We start from the raw sequence: 26,662 nt of genomic DNA, 5'->3' as shown, positions 1-26,662 counted from the left end.
GGTGGGAGCTCGACGGGCGGATTGCGAGACGACACGGTCGCGCACATCGCCACCCGCGTCGGGGCACGCGCGGACGACCCGGTGTACGCACAGGCCCTGCTCTCGGAGCTCGGTGCCCACGCGCTGGCGCAGCTGCTCCTGGCCGCGGGCGTGACGAGGAGCGGGTCCGGTGCACACGTCGACACGGTGCGTCGGATCCTCGGCGCGTTCGGGTCACTCGTCATCACGGGGACGAGCCATCGTCCACCTCCGGGCACTGACCCGCGGACTCGCGCTCAGCTGGCGTCGGGGGCGGCACTGCTCGCAGACGACCTCGTCGCAGGGGTCAACACGGTCCGTGTCGACCCGTCGGGAGGCGGCCGCGCGACCGGGGCCTGGCTGCTGGGACAGCTGCTCTCGGGGGCGCGCGCCGCCGGCGACGACCGACGGCTACCCGCGCGACTCACCCGACGTGCTGCCGCCGCAGCCGCTACCGCTGAGATCGCCGAGACCCGCGACGCGGACTCCGAGATGCGGCACGGCACCACCGTGCGCGCCGACGGCGCGGAGGCCTTCGCCTCCTGGTTCGACGACGCCGGACGGACCGGCGACGCCTTGGCTGTCCTCCTCGAGAACGTGGGCGACGACCCCGCCGAGCAGGCTGCGCTGCTGGCCGAGCCGTTGCCCGGATCGGGGGTCGCTGGTGGCGCACTGTCGAACTCCCGAGGCGACCGCCTGACCTTCGGCGAGTACCTTGTGCGACGCTGGATCACCCACGAGGCCAACGGAATCGAGAGCCACCCCGATCTGTGCCTGTCGACCGACGCCGATCTCGCCCGACTGCTGCCCAGTGTCTCCTCGGCCAACGATGCGGGTGCTGCCGAGACCCGTGCGCGCGTCATGCTCGAGCTCTCCCGCACGAGCGCGCACGCGATGCTCGAGGCCTCGACGACACGGATCTACACCCAGGCGACGGCGCCGGTCGAGAACTTCGTCGTCGACTGGTTCGCGGCGATGCGCGAGAACGTCGACCTCGCGCTGACGACACCGCTCCAGGCGTCTGGACCAGCTCCGAGATACTCCGCCGCAACCTCGCTCGGCATGCAGCCGTGGCTCGACAGCAGCGAGCTGACAGGCGTCGTCGGGGCGCTCGCGGTCGACACCGGGATGGGACTGCACGCGAAGGACGCCGGCGCGGCATACCACCGGCTCGTCGACCACGAGCTCGCAGCTGCGGAGACGTCCGCCGGGGCTGGTGTCGACATGCGCCGCGACATCGTGCGCCTCGGGTTCCTCGACCAGGCGGCGTCGGCCGCCCTCGTCGCCGTCGCGCGACGTCAGGACGCCCTCAACCGCTCGGCGTGGCAGGGGCTCGCCGAGGCGGGGCACGCGATCGACGAGATCCGCCGTGGTCCGATGGGGCTGGTGTCGATGGTCCACACCTACGCGGAGGGCGGGACGCTGCGGACCACCAGTGACGACCTCGTCATCGCGCTCGTGCGCTCTGACGTCGAGCTGTCCCAGACCGAACGCGACGACGCCCGGCGCGCGGATCTGGTGACCCGCATCGAAGCGCTCGCCGGTGGGCGCGCCGACGTGGGATCGACGATCACGATCGGCGCCGGACGCGCACCCCTGCTCCCGACGGTCGACGACCTTCGGGCCGCGCGCCAGGTGGAGATCCGGGCCGCCGCCGACGCCGTGCTCGACAACCAGACGGGCAGCTCCGCCGGCTCGGCCACGGAGCGGTTCAGGCAACGAACAGCCCCCGCCGACCAAGTCCACACCATCGAGCCTCGGGACGGCCGTCTGCCCGAGCTGGAACGGTTGACGCCCGGGCGGTCTCGGGGCGTACACACCGTGCCCGACGAACGCGCCCTGCACGAGCTCTTCGACCAGCTGACCGTGGGCGCCGCACGGCGCTCTCGACCAGAGTACAAAGGCGACTGGTTCGAGCGTCCAGACGGCATAGAGGTGGGCCTGAGGTCCGACTCGCGCAGCGGCGGTGCGACGATCGACGTGCACTACCCCGACGACCAGGTACGGAAGGTCCACATCCAGTGACGCTCGAACAGCCCAGGCGTTCAGTCGTGGAAGAACTGCTCGTCTCCACCATCTACGACTGGATCGACCTCGGATTCCTGCGCTCCACCGTGCGGGAGATGACCGGCGCCGGACCCGCGGAGCTCCACGCGGCCGCTATGACGGTCGTGGCGCAGCTCGTGACAGGTGGGCTCGTGGCCGCCGGGGACGTCGCCGACGGGGGCTTCCGGGCCTGGGACTGCTCGCGCGGCCAAGCCGTCTCACGTATCGACCGGGAGTGGCGTGCCGAGTCCGACCCCGAACTCTGGCCGTTCCAGGTGGCCGCGCTCGCCCCGACGCACGAGGGTCTCACCGTGATCGAAGCGGTCCTGTCGCGCGAAGGTGACGACGGTTCCTGGGAAGAGCGCATGTTGCGGGACCCCTTGGCCGCGGCCCACCCCCTTGACGATTGAGCGTGCTTCGCTGGGACTCACATCCCACTCCGCCTCAAGGACGGCCATCGGGGCGGCCCGAACTGACTTGTCTGGTCAAGCAAGCGGATCACGCCAAGTGGCTTGCTGCCGTGCCGTGCCGGAGTCCATTCCGGCTCTGCGACTAGCCTCGGATCCATGGTGACGACGCGGGCCTACCTCGAGCGGACTCCGGTCGCGTTGGCCCATCGGGGCGGGTCGCTCTACGCGCCGAACCTGGGGCTCGAGAACACCATGACCGCCTTCGGCAACGCGGTCGCCCTGGGCTACACGCACCTCGAGACCGACGTCCACGTCACGAGGGACGGGAGGCTCGTCGCCTTTCACGACACCGTCCTCGACCGGGTCAGCAACGCGCACGGGCGGATCCGAGACCTGCCGTGGTCCGACGTGGCGCACGCCGAGGTCGGTGACGGTGGGCGGATCCCCCTGCTGAGCGAGTTGCTCGATGCGTGGCCCGCCGTCAACCTCAACATCGACCTCAAGGCCCCCGGAACGGCCGAGCCCCTGTGGCGCCTCATCGAGGAGCGGGGCCTGCACGACCAGGTCTGTGTCGGCTCTTTCTCCCAGCGCAACATCTCGCAGTTCCGGCGGCTCTCGCAGGGAACGGTCGCGACGGCCGCCGCCCAGGTCGGCACGGCGTTGGCCCGATTCGGGCCGCGTGCGCTCACCGCGGTGCTCCGCACCCCGGCCGACGTCTTCCAGGTCCCGTCATCGATCTCCCTGCGCGACAGGGCCGTTCAGGTGGTCACCGAGCGCCTCGTCGAGACGGCACACCGCTACGGCAAACAGGTCCACGTCTGGACCATCGACGACGCCGACGAGATGCGGCGTCTCCTCGACCTCGGTGTCGACGGCCTCGTCAGCGACCGCATCGACGTGCTCAAGGACGTGCTCGTCGAACGTGGTGGGTGGACCGGCCGCGACTGAGCCGACCGACCGGCCTGTCACCGGCACCCGCGGCGCGGAGGACGGCGTAACGCCMTCGGGTCAGCGGACGAGGACGTGGCCCCGCGACGTGCTGAGGCGGGTCCACCGGCCGTGGGCCGCGATCGACGCGCCCTCCCCCGCTCGGGTGAAGCCCAGCACATGGGCACCGAACGCGAGCCCGGCGGCGATGGGCGGAACGGTGTCGCTCATCGCCCCCCACGTGCGCCGTCGGAGCGAGGCGACCGCATGACCGCCGGCGTTGGCAGGAGTGCCCTCCGCGACCTGCGAGATGCCTTGGAGCGCAATGGATTCGATGACCTGGCCATCGAGCTGACCAACCGGCTCCCAGCCGTCACGCGGCGGCGTGAGTCCGCTCCACGGAGCCCGCACGGTGGTCGGGGGGACGCTGAGCAGGGCACCGGCCCCCTCGCGCGCCAGACGGTCGTTGACCGACGCGATCGACACGGTCGCGTCGACCGCGGCCGACGGGGCGATCGTGACGACGCGCATCCCGAGCACCGTGCCGTCGCCCATGAGACCGGTCCCCTCGAGGACCGCGACGGTCGTGACGAGCAGCTTGCCGAGCACCTGGAGGCGCACCGCGCCGTCCGGGTTGGCCCGGCTCGCGCGGGCGAGATAGGTGCCGAGGTCGGCGAGCCCGCGCGGGTCGCCGAAGTCGATGCGCGCAGTGTCCGTCACCGACGCCGCCTGCGGAACGGCGCAGGCTCGCCGAGGTGGACCCGGACCGACGCACGCTCGTCGGGTCGCATGCGCCGTGGCGCCTCGCTCGCGAAGTCGTAGAGCGCGAGCTCGGTCTCGGCGACGGCGTAGACCGGTCGCTCACCGTCGCCCACGCCATCGGGGTCGGTCACGATGTAGGCGACGTCGAAGCCCGCCCCGCCGATCCGCGAGACCCACATCTGGATCTCCACCGGCGCGTGCCGGAAACCCAGCGGCCGGCGGTACTCGATCTCGTGACGCGACACGAGCACGCCCTCGTCGAGCATCGTCTTGTCGCCCGCTCCCCCGCCGTCGAACCAGTCCCGGAAGGCGATGACGCGCGCATCCTCGAGCAGCCRCAGGAACTGCACGTTGTTGATGTGGGCGTACGCGTCCATGTCGGACCAGCGCAACGAGACCTGCGCGGCATACGGCCCCGCCTGCGGTTCGGCCTCGAGTGGGGCGCCGGTCGCGTCGCTCGTCTCCGTCATGGGCCCCATCCTTCCAGCCCTGGACGGTCACGCTCGTCCACATCCCCTCCGTGGACGGGCCGTGCGTCCACAGCCTGCGTATGCCGGTCGGGCCGGTCGGTGGGGCCACGTAGGTTGGGTGCCATGACGTCACCCCCCACCTCGGCCCCCTCCGCACCGTCCGTCGCCGACGTCGAGCCCGCCCTCCGCGACCGAGCGACCACCGCGCTCCGACGGCTCGTCGGCCGAGAGGACGTCGACTTCCGTGACGGCCAGCTCGAGGCGATCAACGAGCTCGTGGCCGGGCGGCGGCGCGTGCTCGTCGTGCAGCGCACAGGATGGGGCAAGTCGGCCGTCTACTTCGTGGCCACGGCCCTCCGCCGGGCCGAGGGCGCCGGTCCCACCGTCATCGTCAGCCCCCTGCTGGCCCTGATGCGCGACCAGATCGCGGCTGCCGAGCGCGCGGGCATCAAGGCCGTCACGCTCAACTCGACGAACGCCGAGGAGTGGGGCGCCGTGTCCGGCGCGCTCGCACGCGGCGAGGTCGACGTGCTGCTCGTCAGTCCCGAGCGCCTCAACAACCCTCGCTTCCGCGACGAGCAGCTGCCTGCGCTCGCCGCGACGTGCGGCCTGCTCGTCGTCGACGAGGCACACTGCATCAGCGACTGGGGCCACGACTTCCGTCCCGACTACCGCCGCAWCCGCGACCTGCTGACGACGCTGCCCGAGCGCACGCCGGTCCTCGCGACGACCGCGACAGCCAACGCCCGCGTCGTCACCGACGTCGTCGAGCAGCTCGGTGCCGGCGGCCGCGACGTCCTCACGCTGCGCGGTCCCCTGGCCCGGGCGTCGCTGCGCCTCGGCGTGCTGCCGCTCGCGGCCCCGGAGCAGCGCCTCGCCTGGCTCATCGCGCACCTGGGCGATCTGCCCGGTTCGGGCATCGTCTACGCACTCACGGTCGCCGCCGCCGAAGATGTCGCAGCGGCCCTCCGCGAGGCAGGCCACCAGGTGGCCGCCTACACCGGACGCACCGAGCCGTCCGAGCGGATCCGGCTCGAGGAGGCCCTGCGCGACAACGAGGTCAAGGCCCTCATCGCGACCTCGGCCCTCGGCATGGGCTTCGACAAGCCCGACCTCGGTTTCGTCCTGCACCTCGGCGCCCCGTCGTCGCCGGTCGCCTACTACCAGCAGGTCGGTCGCGCGGGACGCGCCACCGACCGTGCCGACGTCCTGCTCATGCCCGGCCCCGAGGACAAGGACATCTGGCGCTACTTCGCCTCGGCCTCCATGCCCAAGCAGGACCAGGCCGACGCCGTCGTGCGTGCCCTGTCCGAGTCCCCCAAGGCGCTGTCGACGGTGGCACTCGAGAGCATCGTCGACGTGCGCCGCACCCGCCTCGAGTTGCTCCTCAAGGTGCTCGACGTCGACGGCGCGGTGCACCGCGTGCCCGGCGGCTGGACCGCCACGGGTGAGCCATGGACCTATGACGCCGAGCGCTACGGGCGGGTCACCGAGGCCCGCGAGCGCGAGCAGCAGCTCATGGTCGACTACGAACGCACGGACCGCTGCCGCATGGCCTTCCTGCAGGAGACCCTCGACGACGACTCCGCCGAGCCCTGCGGCCGGTGCGACCGRTGCGTCGAGCCGTGGTTCGACACGACGATCCCCGAGGCCGCCGTCAACACGGCCCGGTCACGTCTCGAGCGTCCCGGGGTCGTGCTGCAGCCGCGCGCCCAGTGGCCTTCCGGCATGGACCGACTCGGTGTGCCGCTCAAGGGGAAGATCGCGTCCTCGGTGGGCATGGACGAAGGCCGAGCCGTCGCCCGCCTGAGCGACCTCGGGTGGGGCCAGCGTCTGCGCGAGGTGCTCCGCGGCGAGGACCGGGAGGTCCCGGCCGAGGTCCTGCGAGCCTGCGTCGACGTCCTCGCGGGGTGGGGCTGGCGGGAGCGGCCCGCGGCGATCGTGTCGGTCCCGTCGCGCCGACGGCCACGGCTCGTCGGCTCGTTGGCCGAAGGCATCGGTCGGCTCGGGCGCCTGCCCTACCTGGGGGCGCTCGACCTCGTCGAGGGCGGCCCCGTCGGTGAGCCGGGCGGCAACAGCGCGTTCCGCCTGGCCAACGTCTGGGGCCGTCTCGCGGTGGGGCCCGAGCTCGGCAACGCCCTCACCGGCATCCCCGGGCCAGTCCTGCTGCTCGACGACGTGAGCGACTCCCGCTGGACGCTGACCGTCTGCGCTGGCCTGCTCCGTGAAGCCGGTGCACCGGCGGTGCTCCCGATGGCCCTCGCCATGGAGGCGTGACGCGAGTCGCGGGCTGTGACGGCCACCCGACCGCGGGCCACTAGGGTCGTGCTGTGACTGCACACGTCCCCTCCGAGCCGCGCCCGCTCCCCCCGCTCGAGGACCTCCTCGAGGTGCTGACCCTCAAGGACGTCGGGACGGCCCAGATCGCCGTCACGGACGTCCAGGGGCGCGATGCGGCGGAGTCGATCGGTGCCACGTCCGCGCGGGTCTTCGAGGGCCGCAGCCAGAAGATGCCCCACGGTCGCGTGTTCGGCGGACAGGTCCTCGCCCAGTGCGTCATGGCCGCCGGCATCACCGTGCGCGACGTCAACGACGGCGACGGGTCGCGCCCCATCCACTCGCTCCACGGCTACTTCATGCGGCCGGGCGACGACACGCTGCCGATCCGCTTCGCGGTCGAGGAGATGCGCGACGGCAACTCCTTCTCCACCAGGCGCGTGCACGCAGTGCAGAAGGGCGCGCCGATCATGTCGATGACCTGCTCCTTCCAGGAGCGGGCCGGTGGCCTCGACCACCAGAACGCGATGCCGCACGTGACCGGACCCGAGGGGCTCACCTCGCTGGCGGACGCCTTCCGCGGCGTCGACCACCCCGGCGCCCGCCACATCGCAGAGGCGCGCCCCATCGAGCTGCGGCCCGTCGAGAGCAACATGTTCCTCGATGCCGGTCCCGAGCAGGTCGCGACGAACCACGTGTGGATGCGTGCCGTCGACCGGCTCCCCGACGATCCCCTGCTGCACGCCGCGGTCCTGGCCTACTCGAGCGACTACTCGCTGCTCGAGCCGGTGCTCCGCCGGCACGGCCTCGTCTGGACCGACCGACGGCTCCGGGTCGCGAGCCTGGACCACTCGATGTGGTTCCACCGCGACGTCCGCGCCGACGATTGGCTGCTCTACGTCCAGCAGTCGCCGTCCGCCGTGAGCGGCCGAGGCCTGTCGATCGGCGAGATCTTCAGCCAGGACGGCACCCTCGTCGCCACGACGGCCCAGGAGGGCATGGTCCGCGTCAAGCAGCCCTGACGCACGCCAGCCCGGCGGCGGCCCTCCGCGTCGTCGGGTCAGGACGCGTCAGCACGCGCGAGCGCCTCGTCACCACACGCACACCCCGAGGGGTGGTGTGACGACGGGGCGCTCGAGTGGGCGCGTCAGGCMGTGGTGCGCAGGACCGCGACGTCGTGCCCGTCGAGTCCGACGCCGTGCGAGTCGACGATCGGGGCCCGCCCCCAGGACGCGAGCACGTGCTCGACCTCGCCGTCGAAGGGCACCACCTGCGCGCGCCCGGCCAGGTTGGCGACGACATGGACGGACCCGCGCGACATGATGATCCACTGCGCGTCCTCGTCGAACCGCACCGACGTGGCGCGGAGGTCGCCGGACGCGACGTCGGGCTGGGTCCGGCGGATCTTGATCAGCTCACGGTAGAAGTGCAGCATCTCGTTGTGCCCGGGCGCGTTCGGCTCGCTCCAGTCGAGCACGCTGTGCGCCCGCGTCGCGGGGTCCTGCGGGTCGGGCACGTCAGCCTCGTCCCACCCGTGCGCGGCGAACTCGGCACGCCGCCCGGAGCGGACGGCTTCTGCGAGCCAGTCCTCCTCGAACGAGGTGAAGAACGCGAACGGGGTGCTGGCCCGCCACTCCTCACCCATGAAGACCATCGCCGTGAAGGGAGAGATCAGGTAGAGCGCGGCCCCGATGGCCTGCCGCCCCGGCGAGACCTGGTCGCTGATGCGGTCGCCGGTGGCGCGGTTGCCGACCTGGTCATGGGTCTGGAGGTAGGCGAGGAACTGGTGCCCCGACCGCGACTCCTGATCGACGCGTGAGCCCCAGACAGAACCGCGGAACGTCGACATGCGGCCGTCGTGGAGGAAGGCGTCGGAGAGCGTCTTGGCCAGCACGGAGACGGGACCCCCCTCGGGCCAGGCCTCGGTGCCACCGGCGAAGTCGGCGTAGTAGCCCTGCGTCTCACCCGTCAGCGCGACATGGAGCGCGTGGTGGATGTCGTCGTCCCACTGCGCCGTCATGCCCCGGCCGCCCTCGCCGGTCGGTGTCACCATGACGGCGTCGTTGAGGTCACTCTCGGCGATGAGGTCGAGCGGACGTCCGAGCTCCGTTGCGAGAGAAGCGGTCTCGTCGGACAGCTGGGCGAGGACGTGCGGGTCCGACTCGTCACGCAGCTCGTGCACGGCGTCCAGACGCAGCGCGTCGACGTGGAAGTCACGGAACCAGCGCAGGGCGTTGTCGATCACCCAGCGGCGCACCTCGTGGCTGCCGTCGGCATCGAGGTTGACGGCCGGCCCCCACGGCGTCGTGTGGGTGTCGGTGAAGTAGGGCCCGAACTCGGCGAGGTAGTTGCCCGTGGGTCCGAGGTGGTTGTAGACGACGTCGAGGCAGACCCCGAGGCCGCGTGCGTGGCACGCGTCGACGAAGCGCTGGAACGCGGCGGGACCGCCGTAGGCCTGCTGGACGGCATACGGCGCCACCCCGTCGTAGCCCCAGCCGTGCGTCCCTCCGAAGGCCGCGACGGGCATGACCTCGACGACGTCGACACCGAGGTCGACGAGGTGCCCCAGGTGGGCGATCGCCGCGTCGAAGGTGCCGTCAGGCGTGAAGGTGCCGATGTGCAGCTCGTAGACGACCCCGCCGAGTACGCCACGGCCGTCGCGAGTGCCACGCCAGCTCCCGTCGCCCCAGGTGTGCGCGGCCGCGTCAAAGGTGCGGCTCGCCCCGTGGACGCCGTGCGGCTGCCACGCGCTGCGCGGGTCGGGGCGCGGATCCCCACCGTCGAGGCTGAACGAGTAGTCCATCGTGCCCGTGTCGGGGCGCAGCCACGACCACCAGCCACCGTCCTCGCCGCTCATGGGGTGTCGTCGGACAGCCGTCGTCGGCTCGTGCTGCCCCTCGAGCGGCGTGACGAGGATGTCGACGCGGGACGCGGAGGGCGCCCAGACGCGGATGGTGTCGGTCTCGGGGGTCATGACTCGTCCCGTACCCGCACGAGCAGGGCGACGGGCAGCCCTGCGGCACCCACGACGTCCGCGAGAGGTGTCGGTCCACCGTCGAAGGTCCGCGAGGAGATGACGTCGGACCAGCGGCCCTCGGGCAGCTCGACGGTGGCCTCGCCGTAGCCGCCCGCGTCCGCGAGCCGTCCGGCCAGACGGGTGACGACCGTGACGACCTCGACCGCCTCGCCCGTGCCGCGACCGAACGCCACGGCATGTTCGGACGTCGTCGCCACGGGGAGGTACGTCGCGTGCTCGCCCGTGAAGAAGTCCGCCCGTTCCCGGCGCGTGCGCAGGGCTGCACTCGTCACGAGCAGCTTCTCGTCGTGCAGGTCGGCCGGGGCGCCCCCACCGTCGAGACGTGCGAGGCGATCCCGGCGCTCCGCGTAGTCGACGGCACGGCGGTTGTCCGGGTCGACGAGGGAGAGGTCGACGAGTTCGGTGCCCTGGTAGACGTCGGGCACACCCGGCATCGTCAGCTGGACGAGCTTCTGACCGAGCACGTTGGCCCGCGCCTCGAGCCTCGTCGACTCGACCCAGGACTCGACATGAGCCACGATCTCCGGCGTCGTCACGACTCCGGCGACGAAGCGCTCGACAGCCGACTCGTACGCCTCGTCGGGCTGGGTCCACCGCGTGTAGAGCTTCGACTCCCGAATCGCCTTGATGGCGTAAGCCTGCAGCCGGTCCTCGCTGATCGGCCATGCGCCGACCAGGGTCTGCCACAGGAAGTACTCGGTGAGCACGTCGAGCTCCTCGGCTCGCACCGGTGCAGCGAGCTCGCGGGCCGTCCGCACCCAGGTCGTCCATCCGTCGGGTCGCTCGGCGAGGACGAAGAGCCGCGACCGGACGTCCTCGGCGCGCTTGGTGTCGTGGGTCGAGAGCGTCGTCATCGACTGCGGCCACGCGCCCAGCAGATCCTGCGCGAACTCGTGGAAGTCCTGGGTCGGCACGCCCACCCGGGTGGGATCGCCGCCCACCTCGTTGAGCCCGACGAGCCGCACGTAGCGGTAGTACGCCGTGTCCTCGATCGCCTTGGCCATGGCGGGACCGCACGTCTGCTGGAACCGGACGACGAACTCGTCGGCCGCCTCCTGGTCGACGGGTGACGCCTCTCCGAGCGCGAGGTCGACGACGACGTCGACGGCCTCACGGTCCAGCACACCGCCTGCGCTCTCCTCGCCGCGCGACACGGCCGACCGGAGCTCGGCGGCGTCGTGCGCCTCGGGGGGCGTGCCGGGCCTCAGGTAGACGCGGTAGCGGTCCATGCCGACGAGCAACGCCTCGATGACCCGGCGCGCCGCGTCGGCGTCGAGGTCGGGCCGCGCCCGCGCGACGAGCCGCAGCAGCCGGCTCACCTCGGTGGCGAGCATCACCTGCACCACCCACCGCTTAGACTCCGTGACGATCGCCTCGAGGTCCTGTCGTTCGCCGAGCAGCTCCGTCGAGAGGTCGTCGAGCGGCTGCGCACCGGCCGGGTCGACGAAGAGCCCGCCGACGCGCAGCAGGGCGTCGTATCCGGTCGTCCCGGCCGTCCGCCATCCCTGCGGCAGCTGCTCCGACCCCTCGAGGATCTTCTCGACGACGACCCACGCGTCACCGGTCGCCTCGCCGAGTCGCTCGAGGTAGCCCTCGGGGTCGGCGAGGCCGTCGGGGTGGTCGATGCGCAGACCGTCGATGGCGCCCGAGCGGATGCCGTCGACGAGCAGCGCGTGCGTGGCGTCGAACACCTCGGGCTCCTCGACGCGCACCGCGATGAGCGACGTGACGTCGAAGAAGCGGCGGTAGTTGAGCTCCGAGTCCCCGACCGTCCAGGACGCCAGGCGGTAGTGCTGCGCCGCGAGGAGGTCACCCAGCGGCATTGCCGGGTCGGTTCCGGCGGCGAGCGGGAAGACGTGGTCGTAGTACTGCACGACCGGCTCGCCCTCGTGCTTCCCGACGGAGATCTCGCCCGCAGCGAGCACCTCGTCGAGCGGCGAACCGAGCACCGGCATGAGGATGCGGCCGTCCTGGGCGTCCCAGTCGACGTCGAACCACGTGGCGTATGCCGACTGACGGCCCTCGCGGAGCACCGACCACAGCGGGCGGTTGAGCGAGAGCGGCGTCGGGGTGGTCATGTGGTTGGGCACGACGTCGACGACGACACCGAGGCCGGCTTCGTGGGCGGCCTCGACGAGGCGCGCGAACGCGGCGTCGCCGCCAAGCCCCTCGGCGACCGTCGTGTGGTCGGTGACGTCGTAGCCGTGCTTGGAGCCGACCGTCGCCTGCAGGACGGGCGACAGGTAGAGGTGCGTGATCCCCAGTGTCGCAAGGTGATCCACCTGGCTGACGGCGTCGTCGAGGGTGRAGTCCGGCTCGAGCTGGAGGCGGAAGGTGGAGACGGGTGCGCTGGCGTACCTCACGCCGTGGCCTCCTGGGTGACGCCGGGGACGATGGGCGAGACCTCCTCGCGCGGACACCTCAGGACGGCCAGGCTGCGCGGCTGGACCTGGATCTGCCACGTCGGTTCGAGGGGGGTGGCGTCGACCTCGTGCAACGCGGTGTCGATGACCGGGATCCACTGCGCGCCGTACTCCTCCTCGGGCAGCGTGAAGGCGAGAGGCTCGTCGTGCGCGTTGAACATGACGAGGAAGGAGTCATCGAGGATCTGCTGCCCGCGTGGGTCCGGCTCGGGAATCGCCGAACCGTTGAGGAAGATCATGAGCGACTTGGCCAGCCCGTTGCTCCAGGCCTCCTCGTCCATGTGCTGGGCCTCGGGGGTGAACCAGGCGATGTCGCCGAGCTCGCTCTCGCCGCCGTGGTCGGCGCTGCCCCCGAAGAACCGACGGCGTCGGAAGACGGGGTGCTCTCGGCGCAGCTTCACCAGCGACTGGGTGAAGGCGAGGAGCTTCTGGTCGTCCTCGTCGAGGATCCACTGGATCCACGAGATGTCGTTGTCCTGGCAGTAGCCGTTGTTGTTGCCGCCCTGGGTGCGGCCGAGCTCGTCGCCGTGGAGCATCATCGGCACGCCCTGCGAGAAGAGCAGGGTGGTGAGGAAGTTGCGCTGCTGACGCAGCCGCAGCTCCCGGATCTCGGGCTCGTTGCTCGGACCCTCGACGCCGCAGTTCCACGAGCGGTTGTGGCTCTCGCCGTCGTTGTTGCCCTCGCCGTTGGCCTCGTTGTGCTTCTCGTTGTAGGACACGAGGTCGCGGAGCGTGAAGCCGTCGTGGGCCGTGACGAAGTTGATCGAGGCGATCGGCTTGCGTCCGGAGTGCTCGTAGAGGTCGCTGGAACCTGTGAAGCGAGAAGCGAACTCGCCGAGGGCGCCACCTTCGCCACGCCAGAAGTCGCGCACGGTGTCGCGGTACTTGCCGTTCCACTCGGTCCACAGCGGCGGGAAGTTGCCGACCTGGTAGCCACCCTCGCCGACGTCCCACGGCTCGGCGATGAGCTTGACCTGGCTGACGACCGGGTCCTGCTGGATGAGGTCGAAGAAGGCCGACAGCTTGTCGACCTCGTGGAACTGGCGGGCCAGGGTCGCGGCGAGGTCGAACCGGAAGCCGTCGACGTGCATCTCGGTGACCCAGTAGCGCAGCGAGTCCATGATCAGCTGCAGCACGTGCGGGCTGCGCATGAGGAGGCTGTTGCCGGTGCCGGTCGTGTCGTAGTAGTGCGTCAGGTCGTCGCTGACGAGGCGGTAGTAGCTGTTGTTGTCGAGCCCGCGGAAGGCGAGGGTCGGCCCCATGTGGTTGCCCTCGGCGGTGTGGTTGTAGACGACGTCGAGGATGACCTCGATGTTGGCCGCGTGCAGCGCCTTGACCATGGCCTTGAACTCGAGCACCTGCTGCCCGCGCTGGCCACCGGCCGCGTACTCGTTGTGCGGGGCGAGGAAGCCGATGGTGTTGTAGCCCCAGTAGTTCGAGAGCCCACGGTCGACGAGGGGTGCGTCCTGGACGAACTGGTGCACCGGCATCAGCTCGATGGCGGTGATGCCCAGGTCGCTCAGGTGCTTGATCATGGCCGGGTGCCCGATGCCGGCGTACGTGCCGCGGATCTCCTCGGGGACCTCGGGGTGCAGCATCGTCAGGCCCTTGACGTGGGCCTCGTAGATGATGCTCTCGTGGTACTCGTGGCGGGGCGGGCGGTCGTCGCCCCAGTCGAAGAACGGGTTGATGACGACGGAGTGCATCGTGTGGCGCACGCTGTCGTCGGTGTTGATGTCCGTCGTCGTCGCGGCATCCTCGTCACCGAAGGTGTACGAGTAGAGCGACTGGTCGTTCTCGGCCTGCCCCTCGATCGCCTTGGCGTACGGGTCGAGCAGGAACTTGCTCGGGTTGCACCGGTGGCCGTTCGCGGGGTCGTAGGGCCCGTGGACGCGGAAGCCGTAGCGCTGCCCGGGCTGCACGTAGGGGACGAAGCCGTGCCAGACGAAGCCGTCCGTCTCGGGCAGGTCCAGGCGCGTCTCGGTGAGGTCGTCGTCGATCAGGCACAGCTCGATGCGCTCGGCCGCCTCGGAGAAGACGGCGAAGTTGACCCCCGAGCCGTCGTACGTCGCTCCGAGGGGGTAGGGCTTGCCCGGCCAGATCTCCATGAACTGCTACTTTCCGTCGTTCGGTTGCGGCACGGGGCCGCGGCGCCACAGCGTGGCCACCAGCGGACGACGGTGGCCGCAGAGCGCATTCTTCCCTGTCGAGGCCCGTCGAGCGCAAGGCGGCCGTATGCCGGTCGCCGCGCCCCCCGTCGGGGCATCGTCCGCGCACGGCGGGAAGACGCTGCTCAGCCAGAGCGTCCTCGGGTCCTGTACCCGGTCCGGGCGTGGCGGAGACAGCGCACGTGGAGACGAGGGCGGCCGGTCGCGGTCCCCGGCTACAGCGCCCCACCCAGGGTCACGCCACCGTCGATGGTCAGCGTCTGCCCGGTGACCCACGAGGCATCACTGCTCAGCAGGAAGCTGACGGCTCCGGCGACGTCCTCGGGAAGGCCGAGCCGCTTCATCGGGTACGCGCGGACGACCTTCTCCTCGCGTCCCTCGTAGAGCGCCTCGGCGAACTTCGTCTTGACGACGGCCGGGGCGACGGCGTTGACGCGGACGTCGGGACCGAGCTCGTAGCCGAGCTCGGTCGTCAGGTGGATGAGGGCCGCCTTGGACACGCCGTACCAGCCGATGACGCCGCTCGCGCCCTGACCGGCAACCGAGGCGAGGTTGACGACCGAACCCGGGTGGGTCTCGTCACCGAGCCCCGCCGCGACCGCCTTCTTGATCCACGAGAAGGCTGCGACGACGTTGACGTCGAGCACCTTGCGGGCGATGTCGAGACCCGAGTCGAGCATCGGACCGTAGACGGGGTTGATGCCGGTGTTGTTGACGAGGAGGTGCAGCCCGCCGAAGGTCTCGCGGGCCTTGGCGATCACGTCGTCCTGGTGGGCCTCGTCCGCGGCGTTGCCCGCCACCCCGAGGGCGTTCTCGGAACCGCCCAGCTGCGCCACGGCCTCCGCCAACGCCTCGGGCCTGCGGGCGGTGATGACGACCTTGGCACCCTCGGCGACCAGGCGCTCGGCGATGCCGAGGCCGATCCCGCGGCTGGCACCGGTGATGATCGCGACGGCGCCCTCGTGACGTCCGCCGTTGCCGGTGGCCCCCATCAGAAGCCGAGGTCCCGGCCGATGAGCTCTTTCATGATCTCGTTCGAGCCGGCCCAGATCTTCGTGACCCGGGCGTCGCGCCAGGCGCGCGCCACGCGGTACTCGTTCATGAAGCCGTAGCCGCCGTGCAGCTGGACGCAGTGGTCGAGCACGTCGTTCTGCACCTGCGAGCTCCACCACTTCGCCTTGGCGGCGTCGACGGCGCCCAGCTTGCCCTCGGCGTGGGCTGCGACGCAGTCGTCGACGTAGGCCTCCGCCACCTCGATCTTCGTGACGAGCTCGGCCATGAGGAACTTGTTGTGCTGGAAGGCGCCGATCGGCTGGCCGAAGGCCTTGCGGTCCTTGGCGTACTGGATCGTCTCCTCGAGGATCGCCTTGGCGTGGGCGACGTTGGACACCGCGGCACCGACGCGCTCCTGCGGCAGCCGCTGCATCATCGAGATGAAGCCCATCCCCTCGGGGCCGAGACGGTTCTCGTCGGGCACGCGGACGTTCTCGAAGAAGAGCTCGGCCGTGTCGGACTCGTCCATGCCGACCTTGTCGAGCTTGCGTCCGTTGACGAAGCCCTCCATGCCGCGCTCGACCATGAGCAGCGTGATGCCCTTGGCGCCCTTGGACGGGTCGGTCCGGGCGGCGACGATGACGAGGTCGGCCTGGTAGCCGTTGGTGATGAAGGTCTTGGAGCCGTTGAGGATCCAGGCGTCACCGTCGCGGACGGCGGTCGTCTTGAGGGCGGCGAGGTCGGAGCCGCCGGAGGGCTCGGTCATCGCGATGGCGCAGATGAGCTGGCCGCTCGCCATGCCGGGCAGCCAGCGCTGCTTCTGCTCCTCGGTGCCGAGGTCGACGAGGTAGGGCGGGCACACGTCGGAGTGGATGCCGAAGCAGGAGCTCGTGGCGGCGTTGAAGCGGGACATCTCCTCGGCGACGACGGCGTTGAAGCGGTAGTCGTCGACGCCGGCACCGCCGAACTCCTCGGGGATGTCGAGACCGAAGAAGCCCTGCTTGCCGGCCTCGAGCCAGATGTCGCGCGGGATCGACTTGCCCTCGATCATCTCCGCGGCGCGGGGCGCGAGCGTGCGGGTGACGAACTCGCGCGCCGACGCGCGCATCGCCTCGTGGTCCTCGTCGTAGATGTTGCGGGGCATGGCGTCCTCCATCGGGCGTGCTCACGGGTGCGGCGCGCTGGTACCCACCGGTAACTAAGCGCTTGCTTAGTTTCCCTCTCCTGCGGCATGCTGTCAACGTGCCGCAGCCCACCACGACCCCGCCAGCCCCGGGCGCCCGGACGTCCGACCCCGACGCGTCCACGGTCGAGCGACTCCTCCAAGCCGCAGCCCACGCCTTCGCCGACAAGGGCTTCCACGCCACGACGACGCGCGACATCGCCTCCGGGGCCGGGCTCTCCCCCGCCGGCGTCTACGTCCACTTCGGCTCCAAGGAGGAGCTGCTCTTCGCCCTGAGCCGCAGCGGGCACGAGTCGGCCCTGCGACTGCTGCGCTCGGCCATCGCGGACGGGTCGACGCCGGCCGTGCAGCTCGTCACCGCGATGGCCCGCTTCACCGAGTGGCACGTCGAGCAGTACCAGGTGGCCCGCGTCGTGCAGTACGAGCACCACCACCTGACCCCCGAGCACCACGCCGAGGTCCTCGCCCTGCGCAAGGAGATGGACTCGCTCGTGCGTGACGTCCTCGACCGCGGCGTCGCCGACGGCACCTTCTCCGTCGACGACAGCGCCGACACCGCCCTGGCCCTGCTCTCGATCGTCGTCGACGTGGCCCGCTGGTACTCACCCACTATCCGGCGCACGCCGGCCGAGATCGGCGCGACGAACGCCGCCCTCGCGCTTCGACTCGTGGGCGCCGGCCACTGAGCACGCGCCCGGCCGCGCCCTCGACCGGTGCGGGCCACTCGGTGCTCCAGGTGCCGGTGCCGGAGCTCGAGCCCTTCGTCCTCGCCCGCACGCGGCACTACGACACCGACTACGTCTCCGTCGACCCGGCCTTCGTGCACGCACACATCACGGCGCTCGCACCCTTCCTCGACGGCGCCGACCTCACGTCAGGAGTGTTCGACACGATTGCCGAGATCGCTTGCACCACCGCGCATTTCGACTTCATCTTGACGGAGCTCGACACCTTCCCCAATGGCATCGTGCACCTGCTGCCCGAGCCTGCGGAGCCCTTCGCCGACCTCACCGCGCGGCTCTGGGCCGCCTTCCCGCAGTGCCCGCCGTATGCCGGCCGGTTCGGTGAGGTCGTCCCGCACCTCACGCTCGACGCCCTGTCCGAGGACGTCACGGAGCATTCCATCCACGACCTCGTCGCGGTGCGCCTGCCGGCTCGATGCCGGGCCCAGCGGCTCGACCTGGTCTGGTACGAACCGGGCTCGTGCCGGGTCCTTCACTCGTGGCGCCTCGGCGCCTGACGCCTGCCAGGTCGACCGTGAGGCGGGGCAGGAAGAACTGGACCAGCGGTCCGATGGACACGGCATACAGCACGGTGCCGAGACCGACGGGCCCACCGAGGAGCCAGCCGATCGAGAGCACGACGACCTCGATCGTCGTGCGGACGAGGCGGATCGACAGGCCGGTGCGCCGCGCGAACCCGGTCATGAGTCCGTCCCGCGGGCCGGGGCCGAGCTGGCTGCCGATGTAGAGGCCGCCGGCGACGCCGTTGAGGACGATGCCGGAGCCGAGCAGCAGGATGCGCGCCCACAGCGACTCCGGCGGGCCGATGAGCGCGAGGCCGGCGTCGGCGGCGAGGCCGATGACGACGACGTTGGCCACCGTGCCGAGCCCGGGCCACTGCCGCAACGGCACCCAGAGCAGCAGGACGAGGGCACCGACGATGATCGTGACCTGGCCGAACGTCAGCGGCACGTGCGTCGCGATGCCCGCATGGAAGACGTCCCACGGGTCGAGGCCGAGCGTCGAACGGATCATCATCGCCATCGAGACTCCGTAGAGAACCAGTCCGGCGACGAGCTGGACGATGCGGCGCGGCAGCAGGCCGGCGCGCAGCTGCTGGCGCGGAGTGAGGTACGCAAGCGGGACGTGGCGTCTCATGACGTCCATCATGACGGTTGGGTGGACTGACTTTTAAGGGCCAGTCATGCGACAGTGGACCGATGCGCACGGTCTCCGCTCGCTCACTGGCACTGCTCCTCGGCCCCGCACCGCTTTCCCGGCCCGCCTACCGCGGCCTGGCGGACGGGATCCGACGCCTCGTCTCGGACGGGAGGCTCCTCGTCGGCACGCGCCTGCCGAGCGAGCGCACGCTGACGACCGAGCTCGGCCTGAGCCGAACCACCGTCGGTGCGGCGCTCGACGCGCTGCGCGACGAGGGCTTCGTCGCGACGCGCCGAGGGTCGGGCAGCGTCGTCTGCCTCCCGGCGGGTCCGTCCGGACTGGCGCTCTCGCAGGCCGGCCTCATTCCCACCGACGTCCCTCCCGACGTCATCGACCTGACGTATGCCGCCCTCCCGGCCGCCGCCGGGGTCACCGCGGCCTACGAACGGGCACTCACCGAGCTGCCTCGGTTCCTCGCGACGGCGGGCTACGACCCGCGCGGGCTGCCCGAGACCCGAGCAGCGGTGGCCGGATGGTTCGAGGATCGGGGCCTCGTGACGTCACCCGACCAGGTCGTCATCACCTCGGGCGCGCACAGCGGCCTCTCGGCGGTCCTGCGCGCCCACCTCGACGTCGGAGACCGCGTCCTCGTCGAGAGTCCCACCTACCCGAATGCCCTTGTGGGAGTGCGCCGCTCCGCCTACCGCGCGGTGCCCACCCAGTTGACCGCGACGGGCTGGGACGTCGACGCGGTCGAGGTCGGCGTGCGTCAGAGCGGCGCCCGCGCGGCATACCTCATCCCCGACCACCAGAACCCGACCGGGCTCGTCATGGACAGCCCGACCAGGCAGGCGCTCGCGCAGGTGCTGGCGCGCGGGAAGGCCGTGCCGGTCATCGACGAGACGTTCGTCGAGCTCGGACTCGACGCACCGACCGCCCCGCGACCTGCCCCCTTCGCCGCCTCGTCCCGGAGCGCCCACACCCTCGGCAGCGCCGGCAAGACGTGGTGGGGCGGCCTGCGCGTCGGGTGGGTGCGGGCTCCCGAGGGCGGCGCGGAGCCCGTCATCGAGGCTCGCCACAGCCTCGACCTCGGCACCGCGATCCTCGAGCAGCTCGTCGTCACCGACCTGCTCCGGCAGGGCGAGACGTTGCTGACCGAGCGGCGTCGGGAGGCTCGGGCGCGCCGCGACGCGCTCGTCGTCGCGCTCGGGCAGCACGTGCCCGACTGGCGTTTCACCGTGCCCAGCGGCGGCCTCAACCTCTGGTGCGAGCTGCCCGAGGCCCGAGGCGACGAGCTGGCCCGGGTCGCCGAGTCCGCCGGCGTGCGACTGGCGCGCGGCAGCCAGTTCGGTGTCGAGGGTGGCTTCGCCCGCTGGGTCCGGGTGCCCTTCTGCGTCRCCCCCGACGAGGCCGACGAGGTGGGGCGTCGGCTCGCGTCCGCCTGGCAGCTGGCGCTCGGCGAGCGCCCCACGACCCACGACGTCACCCCCCTCATCGCCTGAGACCCAGGACCCGGCACACCCGCCGACATCTCACCCTCGGGAGGGAGCGACTGCGAGACTGGGCGGGTGGGCAACGACGGAGCCGGAAGCATCACCTCCTGCCGGTGGGAGCACGGCAAGGTCGTCGACGAGGGCTTCCCTCTCGAGGACGTGTCGGAGCTGCTGGGGCGCGAGGACTCCCTGCTCTGGGTCGACCTCTGCGAGCCCGACCACGCCCGCCTGCGCGCCTTGGCTCAGGAGCTCGGACTGGACCCGCACGCCGTCGAGGACGCCGTCACCGCCGGTGAGCGCCCCAAGGCCACCCGTCATGCCCGGCACACCTTTCTCACGGTCTACGCGACGCGCCTCGAGCACGGCGCTGCCGCCGAGTCCACGGGCGACGTCGCCCCCTCCGCCCGCGAGTCGCGCCTGCGAACGACCCGGATCTCGGCCTTCGTCCTGCCGCACGGGATCATCACGGTCCGCGGCGCCGACGACTTCGACATGCGCCAGGTCCTCGACCGGTGGAACGACGACCCAGAGCTGCTCCAGCTCGGCGTCGGCGCGCTCGTGCACGGTCTGCTCGACACCGTCGTCGACGGGCACTTCGAGGCGATCCAGCAGCTCGACGACGCCATCGAGGGCCTCGAGGACCTGCTCTTCGACGATCGGGGCCGGATGCACGCCGTCCAGGTGCGCACCTACCGGTTGCGCAAGGAGCTCGTCGAGCTGCGCCGCGTCGTCCTGCCGATGCGCGACGTCGTCAACGCGGTCCTGCGCCATCGCGGCGAGCTCGGCCAGCGGCACACCGAGCTCGACGGCTTCTACGACGACCTCTACGACCACGTCCTGAGGGCCGCCGAGTGGACCGAGTCGCTGCGCGACATGGTCACGACGATCTTCGAGACGAACCTGTCGCTGCAGGACGCCCGACTCAACACGGTCATGAAGAAGCTGACCGGATGGGCCGCCATCATCGCGGTCCCGACGGCGGTGACCGGCTGGTTCGGCCAGAACGTGCCCTACCCCGGGTTCGGCCGGCCGTGGGGCGTGGTCTTCAGCGCCGCCGTCATCGTCGGCGTGGCGGTCACGCTCTACGGCGTCTTCAGGCGCAAGGGCTGGATCTGACGCGAGAGAGCCGGGGTGCGGTGCACCCCGGCTCTCTCGGCGACCCACGTCGCCCGTGCGGTCAGTCGCGCGTCAGCTTGCGGTAGGTGACGCGGTGCGGGCGGGCGGCCTCGGGACCCAGGCGCTCGACCTTGTTGGCCTCGTAGGACTCGAAGTTGCCCTCGAACCAGTACCAGTTGGCGGGGTTCTCCTCGGTGCCCTCGTAGGCGAGGATGTGCGTCGCGACCCGGTCGAGGAACCACCGGTCGTGGGTGATGACGACCGCACAGCCGGAGAACTCGAGCAGCGCGTTCTCGAGCGAGCCGAGGGTCTCGACGTCGAGGTCGTTGGTCGGCTCGTCGAGGAGCAGCAGGTTGCCGCCCTGCTTCAGGGTGAGCGCGAGGTTGAGGCGGTTGCGCTCGCCGCCGGAGAGGACGCCGGAGAGCTTCTGCTGGTCGGGGCCCTTGAAGCCGAACTGGGACACGTAGGCCCGCGACGGGATCTCGACGTTGCCGACCTTCATGTGGTCGAGGCCGTCGGACACGATCTCCCAGAGGTTCTTCTTGGGGTCGAGGCCCTCACGGCCCTGGTCGACGTAGGAGATCTTGACGGTCTCGCCGATCTTGACCTCGCCGCCGTCGGGCTCCTCGAAGCCGACGATGGTCTTGAAGAGGGTCGACTTGCCGACACCGTTGGGGCCGATGACACCGACGATGCCGTTGCGCGGCAGGGAGAACGACAGGTTGTCGATGAGGACCCGGTCGCCGAAGCCCTTCTTGAGGTTCTTGACCTCGATGACCGTCGAGCCGAGGCGCGGACCCGGCGGGATCTGCAGCTCCTCGAAGTCGAGCTTGCGGGTGCGCTCGGCCTCGGCCGCCATCTCCTCGTAGCGAGCCAGTCGAGCCTTGCTCTTGACCTGACGGCCCTTGGCGTTGCTGCGAACCCACTCGAGCTCGGTCTTGAGCCGCTTGGCCAGCTTGGCGTCCTTCTTGCCCTGGATCGTCAGTCGCTCGGCCTTCTTCTCGAGGTAGGTCGAGTAGTTGCCCTCGTAGGGGTAGAGGCGACCGCGGTCGACCTCGGCGATCCACTGCGCGACGTTGTCGAGGAAGTAGCGGTCGTGGGTGACGGCGATGACGGCGCCGGGGTAGGTCTCGAGGTGCTGCTCGAGCCAGAGCACCGACTCGGCGTCGAGGTGGTTGGTCGGCTCGTCGAGCAGGAGCAGGTCGGGCTTCTGCAGGAGCAGCTTGCACAGCGCGACGCGGCGACGCTCACCACCCGAGAGGTTGGTCACGGGCGAGTCCGGCGGCGGGCAGCGAAGGGCGTCCATGGCCTGCTCGAGCTGGCTGTCGAGGTCCCACGCGTCGGCGTGGTCGATGTCCTCCTGCAGCCTGCCCATCTCGGCGAGCAGGGCGTCGTAGTCGGCATCGGGGTCGGCCATCAGGGCCGAGATCTCGTTGTAGCGGTCGAGCTTGGCCTTGATCTCGCCGGCGCCCTCCTCGACGTTGCCAAGGACGGTCTTGTCCTCGTTGAGCGGCGGCTCCTGGAGCAGGATGCCCACGCTCGCGCCGGGGGCCAGCCGGGCCTCACCGTTGCTGGGCTGGTCGAGTCCGGCCATGATCTTGAGGATCGTCGACTTGCCGGCGCCGTTGGGGCCGACCATGCCGATCTTCGCGCCGGGGTAGAAGGACATCGAGACGTCATCGAGGATGACCTTCTCGTTGTGTGCCTTGCGCGCACGGGTCATGGTGTAGATGTACTCGGCCATGCGCAGAAGGCTATCTGTCGGCGAGCGCGGCACCGAATCGGTGTCCGCGCCCGCTGACCGCCGACACCGTCAGGCCGTGAGCCGTTCGACCACCTCGTAGTCGTCCGTCTCGGGGTCCCCCGTCGCGAGCACGTCGTCGTCGGTCGCGGCCGTCGGGCCGTCCGACTCGGGGTCGTAGTCGTCGTCGACCACACCATCGGGGTCGACGTGGGCCGGGCGCGGGTCCGACGGGACCGACTCCCCCTCCGCCATCGCGCGAACCGAGGCCTGGACGTCGGGATCGGCCGTGCGGTCCTGACCGAGAGCCGCCGCCCGGCTGACGCGCTCGAAGGTGGCCCGTCCCCAGGACATGTCGTGGCCGATGTGGGCGGCGTCGATCTGCGGCGAGGTGCGCGGTGTGCCGTCGTGGCTCAGGTAGCTCTTGATCGAGATGTGCCCCGTGACGATGACGGGCTGACCCTTGCGCAGGGCCGAGGCGACGTTGGCCGCGAGGGCGTTGAACGCGATGACGTCGTAGAAGCTCGTGTCGCCGTCGACGAACCGGCCGTCGGGGGTGCGGCGGTAGGGCGTCGTCGCGATGCGGAAGGTCGTGTACGTGCTGCCGTTGCGGGCCTGTCGCTCGATGGGCTCGCTCACGACGTTGCCGTTCACGGTGATGCCTGTCTCGTTCATCGGTGCTCCTCAGAAGGTTCGGCAGACGGCCTCGCGCCGCCTGGAACCACCTTCGGCCCCGGTCGCCCCGGCCGGCAGCGCCGGCCGGTCACCTGTGGACACGGGGACCTTCGGCCACGGGGGTGTGGACGAGCGCCGCACCGGACCGTTCCGACCGGGCTCGCTCCGGGGATCACCCTCCTCGGTCTCGCTCCGGTGGGCGTCAGCCGGTCGCGGCCCCGAGGTGCTCACGGGTCTCGCGATGGCGCCCGAGGACCTCGTCGATCGGGACGAGGACGTGCTCGTCGGTCACGAGGGCGACGGACTCGGTGAGGCGCTTCCCCACGACGGTCCTTCGGTGGCGGGCGCCGACGCGCGCCCACCACCGCGACAGGATCCCGAGCCCGACGCCGACGAGGACACCGACGATGACGAGGACGAGCGGCAGCGGCAGGATGCCGACCGACGGGGTCTCGGGGTGCGGGAGCTGCAAGAGCGCGAAGGCCCACAGGACGGCATACCAGATGAGCCCGGCGAGGGCCGCGAGACCGAACGCCCACTGCAGGACGTTGACGACGAACCACCACGCCGGTCGCCGCGCCCGCAAGGACGTGCCGATGACCGCTCGGTCGAGCGCGTCCGTCAGGGCGCCGTCGCCACGGTCCACGGCGTCCTCGACGGCCTGGGACCAACGCACCGGTAGACCGTCTGACGCCTCGCGCACGAAGTGACGGGTGGCGAGGTCGACGGCCGACACTGTCGAGGCGGTCGGCGCCGGGATCGACGACCGCCCGAGCAGGGCCCGCACGTCGGCCCCCTCGATCTCCACCGGGATGGCTGGTCGGCCACCGGTGCGGTCGAGGCGCAGTCGGCGCAGCGGGTCGGCGGCGAAACCCCTGGTCCAGCGGGCGAACAGCCAGCCCGTGTGCGCGAACGCCTCCCGACGGTAGTCGCGCTCGACGGCGTCGAGCACGATCGGGACCCCGGCTGCCCGGGCCAGCGAGGCATCCAGCTCGTCACGGGGCACCGCAGCGACCTCGACCTCGGAGTCGGCGACGCCGGACCGCAGCCCTGTTGCGGCACCGATGATGTCCGCCTTCAGTCGCTGACGCGAAGCTGCATGTCCCGCAACGGCATTGGCCAGACGCTGCGTGAACTCCGTGATGCCCTGGCCGGTAACGGTCGACGTCGCGAGCACCCTCGCATCGGCCACGCCGTCGGCGACGAGCAGCTTGGCAAGGTCGCCGGTGACGGTCTTCACCGCCTCGGTGGTCAGCCGGTCCGACTGGTTGAGCACCGAGAGGGTGACGGCGTCGTGCTGCGAGAGCAGGCTGACGAACTCGTCGTGGAGTCGGGCGTCGGCGTACTTCTGCGGATCGGTCACCCAGACGAAGACGTCGACGAGCTCGAGCACCCGCTCCGCCTCCCGGCGGTGGCCGAGCTCGCGCGAGTCGAAGTCCGGAAGGTCGAGCAGCACCATCCCGTCGAGCGATCCCACGACCCGCGCCGGCGCGGCCACCGCGTCGGACGCGCCCTCCGCGAGGCCGGACCCGGTGTCGACGACGTGGCGGGAGGCGACGCCGAGCCAGTCCAGCAGCTCGGAAGCGTCGGCGTCGCCCCACACGGCGGCGGTCGGCCGCGACGTCGTCGGTCGGCGTGCGCCGATGGTCGCGACCTCGGCCCCGACGATGGCGTTGAAGAGCGAGGACTTGCCGCTGCCCGTGGCCCCCGCAAGCGCCACGACCGTGTGGTCGCCGCCGATCCCGGAACGCTCGACGGCCTTGTCGACGACCCTGCGTGCGACCGCGACACCCGAGGGGTYGAGCTCGTCAGCGCCCGACAGGAGCGCCATCGACAGCTCGGTGGTGCGGGTGCCGAGCTCGGTGGCCGAGACCGCCCGCACGGTGGCACGTCCCATCCTGATCGGGCTCATCGCGCGGCCCTCACGGCTGCGGCGGCCGTGGCCAGGCGCTCGGTCTGGTCGGTGTCGACCTGCAATGTCGTGACAGCTCCTTGGTAGCGGGCGAGCTCGGCGGCATACAGCTCGTCGACGCGATCGGTCAGCTGTTCGCGGGCCTTCCGGGCCAGCTCTCGAACGGCCTGGTCGCCGAACACGGCCTCGAGCAGCTTCTGACCCACAACGGCGGTGCCTCCGGCGATGCCGACCTCGGCCCCGGTGATGCCGGCGGTGCTCGCGAACGTCACGAGCATGAGGACGACGCCGAGACCGTTGACGCCGTAGGCCATGATCCGTGCGGTCRTGCGACGGTCCCGACCTTCGTCGCGGACCATCTGGAGGATGTCGCCCTGCCAGTCGCGCACGAGGCGCTGGATGCGCCGGTCGACGTCGGTGCCGGAGCGCGCGAGCGCCGGGGTGGCCGCAAGCAGCTGGTCGCCGCCGGGCAGGGTGCGCCAGACCCGCGCGATCGAGCTCGCCGCCAGCTCGGCGCGGTTGACCACGAGGGACTCGACGCCGGACTGCAGAGCCTCCCCGAGGTGGTCGGCACGGGCCGGCTCACCCTTGAGCAAGGACGTGAAGCGGTCCCGGACGCGTGAGACGGTCGACTCGACCTGACGGAAGAACTCACCGGTTCCGACGAACTCCTGCCAGCGCGCGAGCACCTCACCACGCAGGAGCGTGCCGTCGAGCACCCCCTCGTGCACGTGGCGCCTCGCCTCGTCGTAGGCGGCTGCGGCCGCGGCGACGAGCGCCTGACCTGCCGCGGTCTGCGCCTCCGAGGCCTCGACCAACGACTGCGTCCGGGCGTCGAGCGAGGCGAGCGCCCCCTGAAGCGTCTGGCGGACGACGTCGGCGCGCGCCTGGGCGTCGCCGGCGAGCGCCGCGAGCCAGCCGCGCAGCCGCGCGGTCTGCTCGGCAGGAAGGAGCCCGTCCACGAGCTCGGACTCGACGACCGTGAAGATCGGCGCCTGGCCGAGGCCCTGCTCGCGCAGCATGGACGCGAAGTGCGTGCGGATCTCGTCGACGGCCTGCGGAGGCACCCGGTCGAGGACGACGGCCACGGCCGTGCCGCGCTCGGATGCCTCGCGCAGCAGCCCCCAC

At 71.1% G+C, this 26,662-nt stretch carries 19 protein-coding genes and 2 pseudogenes; 9 read left to right on the top strand and 12 right to left on the bottom strand.

The window, feature by feature from the left end; genetic code table 11:
- The 3 genes and pseudogenes from AC1DP0_RS02250 to AC1DP0_RS02240 all read left to right on the top strand — a co-directional run.
- Positions 1 to 2,043 (top strand): annotated as a pseudogene (locus AC1DP0_RS02250) (hypothetical protein); the annotation flags it as partial.
- Positions 2,044 to 2,069: 26 nt separating this feature from the next.
- Positions 2,070 to 2,474, top strand: coding sequence for a hypothetical protein (locus AC1DP0_RS02245; RefSeq protein ID WP_478082271.1), 405 nt, complete (start codon positions 2,070 to 2,072; stop codon positions 2,472 to 2,474).
- A gap of 156 nt (positions 2,475 to 2,630) precedes the next feature.
- Entirely contained in the window at positions 2,631 to 3,422 is a 792-nt protein-coding gene (locus tag AC1DP0_RS02240; RefSeq protein ID WP_478082270.1) for a glycerophosphodiester phosphodiesterase family protein, read from the top strand.
- Positions 3,423 to 3,482: 60 nt separating this feature from the next.
- Here AC1DP0_RS02240 and AC1DP0_RS02235 read toward each other — a convergent pair whose 3' ends face one another.
- Entirely contained in the window at positions 3,483 to 4,121 is a 639-nt protein-coding gene (locus tag AC1DP0_RS02235; protein WP_478082269.1) for a DUF8185 domain-containing protein, read from the bottom strand.
- A complete protein-coding gene (locus tag AC1DP0_RS02230) occupies positions 4,118 to 4,633 on the bottom strand; it encodes an acyl-CoA thioesterase (RefSeq protein ID WP_478082268.1) in 516 nt (171 codons plus the stop codon). The genes AC1DP0_RS02235 and AC1DP0_RS02230 overlap by 4 nt, the downstream gene beginning before the upstream one ends.
- Before the next feature lie 123 nt (positions 4,634 to 4,756).
- Between AC1DP0_RS02230 and AC1DP0_RS02225 the strand changes: the two genes are divergently transcribed.
- Positions 4,757 to 6,910 (top strand): RecQ family ATP-dependent DNA helicase, encoded by a 2,154-nt coding sequence (locus AC1DP0_RS02225; protein WP_478082267.1) that lies wholly within the window; start codon positions 4,757 to 4,759, stop codon positions 6,908 to 6,910.
- A 53-nt stretch (positions 6,911 to 6,963) separates the two neighbouring features.
- Positions 6,964 to 7,932, top strand: a complete 969-nt coding sequence (locus AC1DP0_RS02220; protein ID WP_478082266.1) for an acyl-CoA thioesterase — start codon at positions 6,964 to 6,966, stop codon at positions 7,930 to 7,932.
- Positions 7,933 to 8,057: 125 nt separating this feature from the next.
- Here AC1DP0_RS02220 and treZ read toward each other — a convergent pair whose 3' ends face one another.
- The 5 genes from treZ to AC1DP0_RS02195 form a co-directional block, all read right to left on the bottom strand.
- A complete protein-coding gene (gene treZ / locus AC1DP0_RS02215) occupies positions 8,058 to 9,884 on the bottom strand; it encodes a malto-oligosyltrehalose trehalohydrolase (RefSeq protein ID WP_478082265.1) in 1,827 nt (608 codons plus the stop codon).
- On the bottom strand, positions 9,881 to 12,310 hold the full coding sequence (treY, locus tag AC1DP0_RS02210) for a malto-oligosyltrehalose synthase (RefSeq protein ID WP_478082264.1): 2,430 nt from the start codon (positions 12,308 to 12,310) through the stop codon (positions 9,881 to 9,883). The genes treZ and treY overlap by 4 nt, the downstream gene beginning before the upstream one ends.
- The gene (gene glgX / locus AC1DP0_RS02205) at positions 12,307 to 14,478 is read right to left on the bottom strand and encodes a glycogen debranching protein GlgX (RefSeq protein ID WP_478082263.1); all 2,172 of its coding nucleotides are present in this window, start codon (positions 14,476 to 14,478) and stop codon (positions 12,307 to 12,309) included. Before glgX ends, treY begins: the two co-directional genes overlap by 4 nt.
- A 275-nt stretch (positions 14,479 to 14,753) precedes the next feature.
- Entirely contained in the window at positions 14,754 to 15,530 is a 777-nt protein-coding gene (locus AC1DP0_RS02200; protein ID WP_478082262.1) for an SDR family oxidoreductase, read from the bottom strand.
- Positions 15,530 to 16,675, bottom strand: coding sequence for an acyl-CoA dehydrogenase family protein (locus AC1DP0_RS02195; protein ID WP_478082261.1), 1,146 nt, complete (start codon positions 16,673 to 16,675; stop codon positions 15,530 to 15,532). Before AC1DP0_RS02195 ends, AC1DP0_RS02200 begins: the two co-directional genes overlap by 1 nt.
- A gap of 98 nt (positions 16,676 to 16,773) precedes the next feature.
- Here AC1DP0_RS02195 and AC1DP0_RS02190 point away from each other — a divergent pair, with 98 nt between their 5' ends.
- Positions 16,774 to 17,400: a TetR/AcrR family transcriptional regulator gene (locus AC1DP0_RS02190; RefSeq protein WP_478082260.1), complete on the top strand. Its 627-nt coding sequence runs from the start codon at positions 16,774 to 16,776 to the stop codon at positions 17,398 to 17,400.
- Between the two features lie 41 nt (positions 17,401 to 17,441).
- A pseudogene (locus AC1DP0_RS02185) lies at positions 17,442 to 17,849 on the top strand (2'-5' RNA ligase family protein); the annotation flags it as partial.
- Here AC1DP0_RS02185 and yczE read toward each other — a convergent pair.
- Positions 17,824 to 18,594 carry a membrane protein YczE gene (yczE, locus tag AC1DP0_RS02180; RefSeq protein ID WP_478082259.1) on the bottom strand — a complete coding sequence of 257 codons (771 nt, stop codon included), beginning with the start codon at positions 18,592 to 18,594 and terminating at the stop codon, positions 17,824 to 17,826. The pseudogene AC1DP0_RS02185 and the gene yczE overlap by 26 nt on opposite strands.
- Positions 18,595 to 18,656: 62 nt before the next feature.
- Here yczE and yczR point away from each other — a divergent pair, with 62 nt between their 5' ends.
- Entirely contained in the window at positions 18,657 to 20,099 is a 1,443-nt protein-coding gene (yczR, locus tag AC1DP0_RS02175) for a MocR-like transcription factor YczR (protein WP_478082258.1), read from the top strand.
- A 66-nt stretch (positions 20,100 to 20,165) separates the two neighbouring features.
- Entirely contained in the window at positions 20,166 to 21,206 is a 1,041-nt protein-coding gene (locus AC1DP0_RS02170) for a magnesium transporter CorA family protein (RefSeq protein WP_478082257.1), read from the top strand.
- 61 nt (positions 21,207 to 21,267) lie between these two features.
- Here AC1DP0_RS02170 and ettA read toward each other — a convergent pair whose 3' ends face one another.
- From ettA to AC1DP0_RS02150, 4 genes are all read right to left on the bottom strand, one after another.
- A complete protein-coding gene (gene ettA / locus AC1DP0_RS02165; RefSeq protein WP_478082256.1) occupies positions 21,268 to 22,950 on the bottom strand; it encodes an energy-dependent translational throttle protein EttA in 1,683 nt (560 codons plus the stop codon).
- Between the two features lie 69 nt (positions 22,951 to 23,019).
- Positions 23,020 to 23,622: a single-stranded DNA-binding protein gene (locus AC1DP0_RS02160; protein WP_478082255.1), complete on the bottom strand. Its 603-nt coding sequence runs from the start codon at positions 23,620 to 23,622 to the stop codon at positions 23,020 to 23,022.
- A gap of 202 nt (positions 23,623 to 23,824) precedes the next feature.
- Positions 23,825 to 25,534: a GTPase gene (locus AC1DP0_RS02155; RefSeq protein ID WP_478082254.1), complete on the bottom strand. Its 1,710-nt coding sequence runs from the start codon at positions 25,532 to 25,534 to the stop codon at positions 23,825 to 23,827.
- Positions 25,531 to 26,662, bottom strand: a 1,132-nt coding sequence (locus AC1DP0_RS02150; RefSeq protein ID WP_478082253.1) for an ABC transporter, incomplete at its 5' end; no start/stop codon positions are given. The genes AC1DP0_RS02155 and AC1DP0_RS02150, both read right to left, overlap by 4 nt.

It is taken from the genome of Terrabacter sp. P5_B1, from assembly GCF_056400505.1.
The sequence above is the reverse complement of the archived record's forward strand: the minus strand, read 5'-3'. Positions and strand labels throughout refer to the sequence as shown.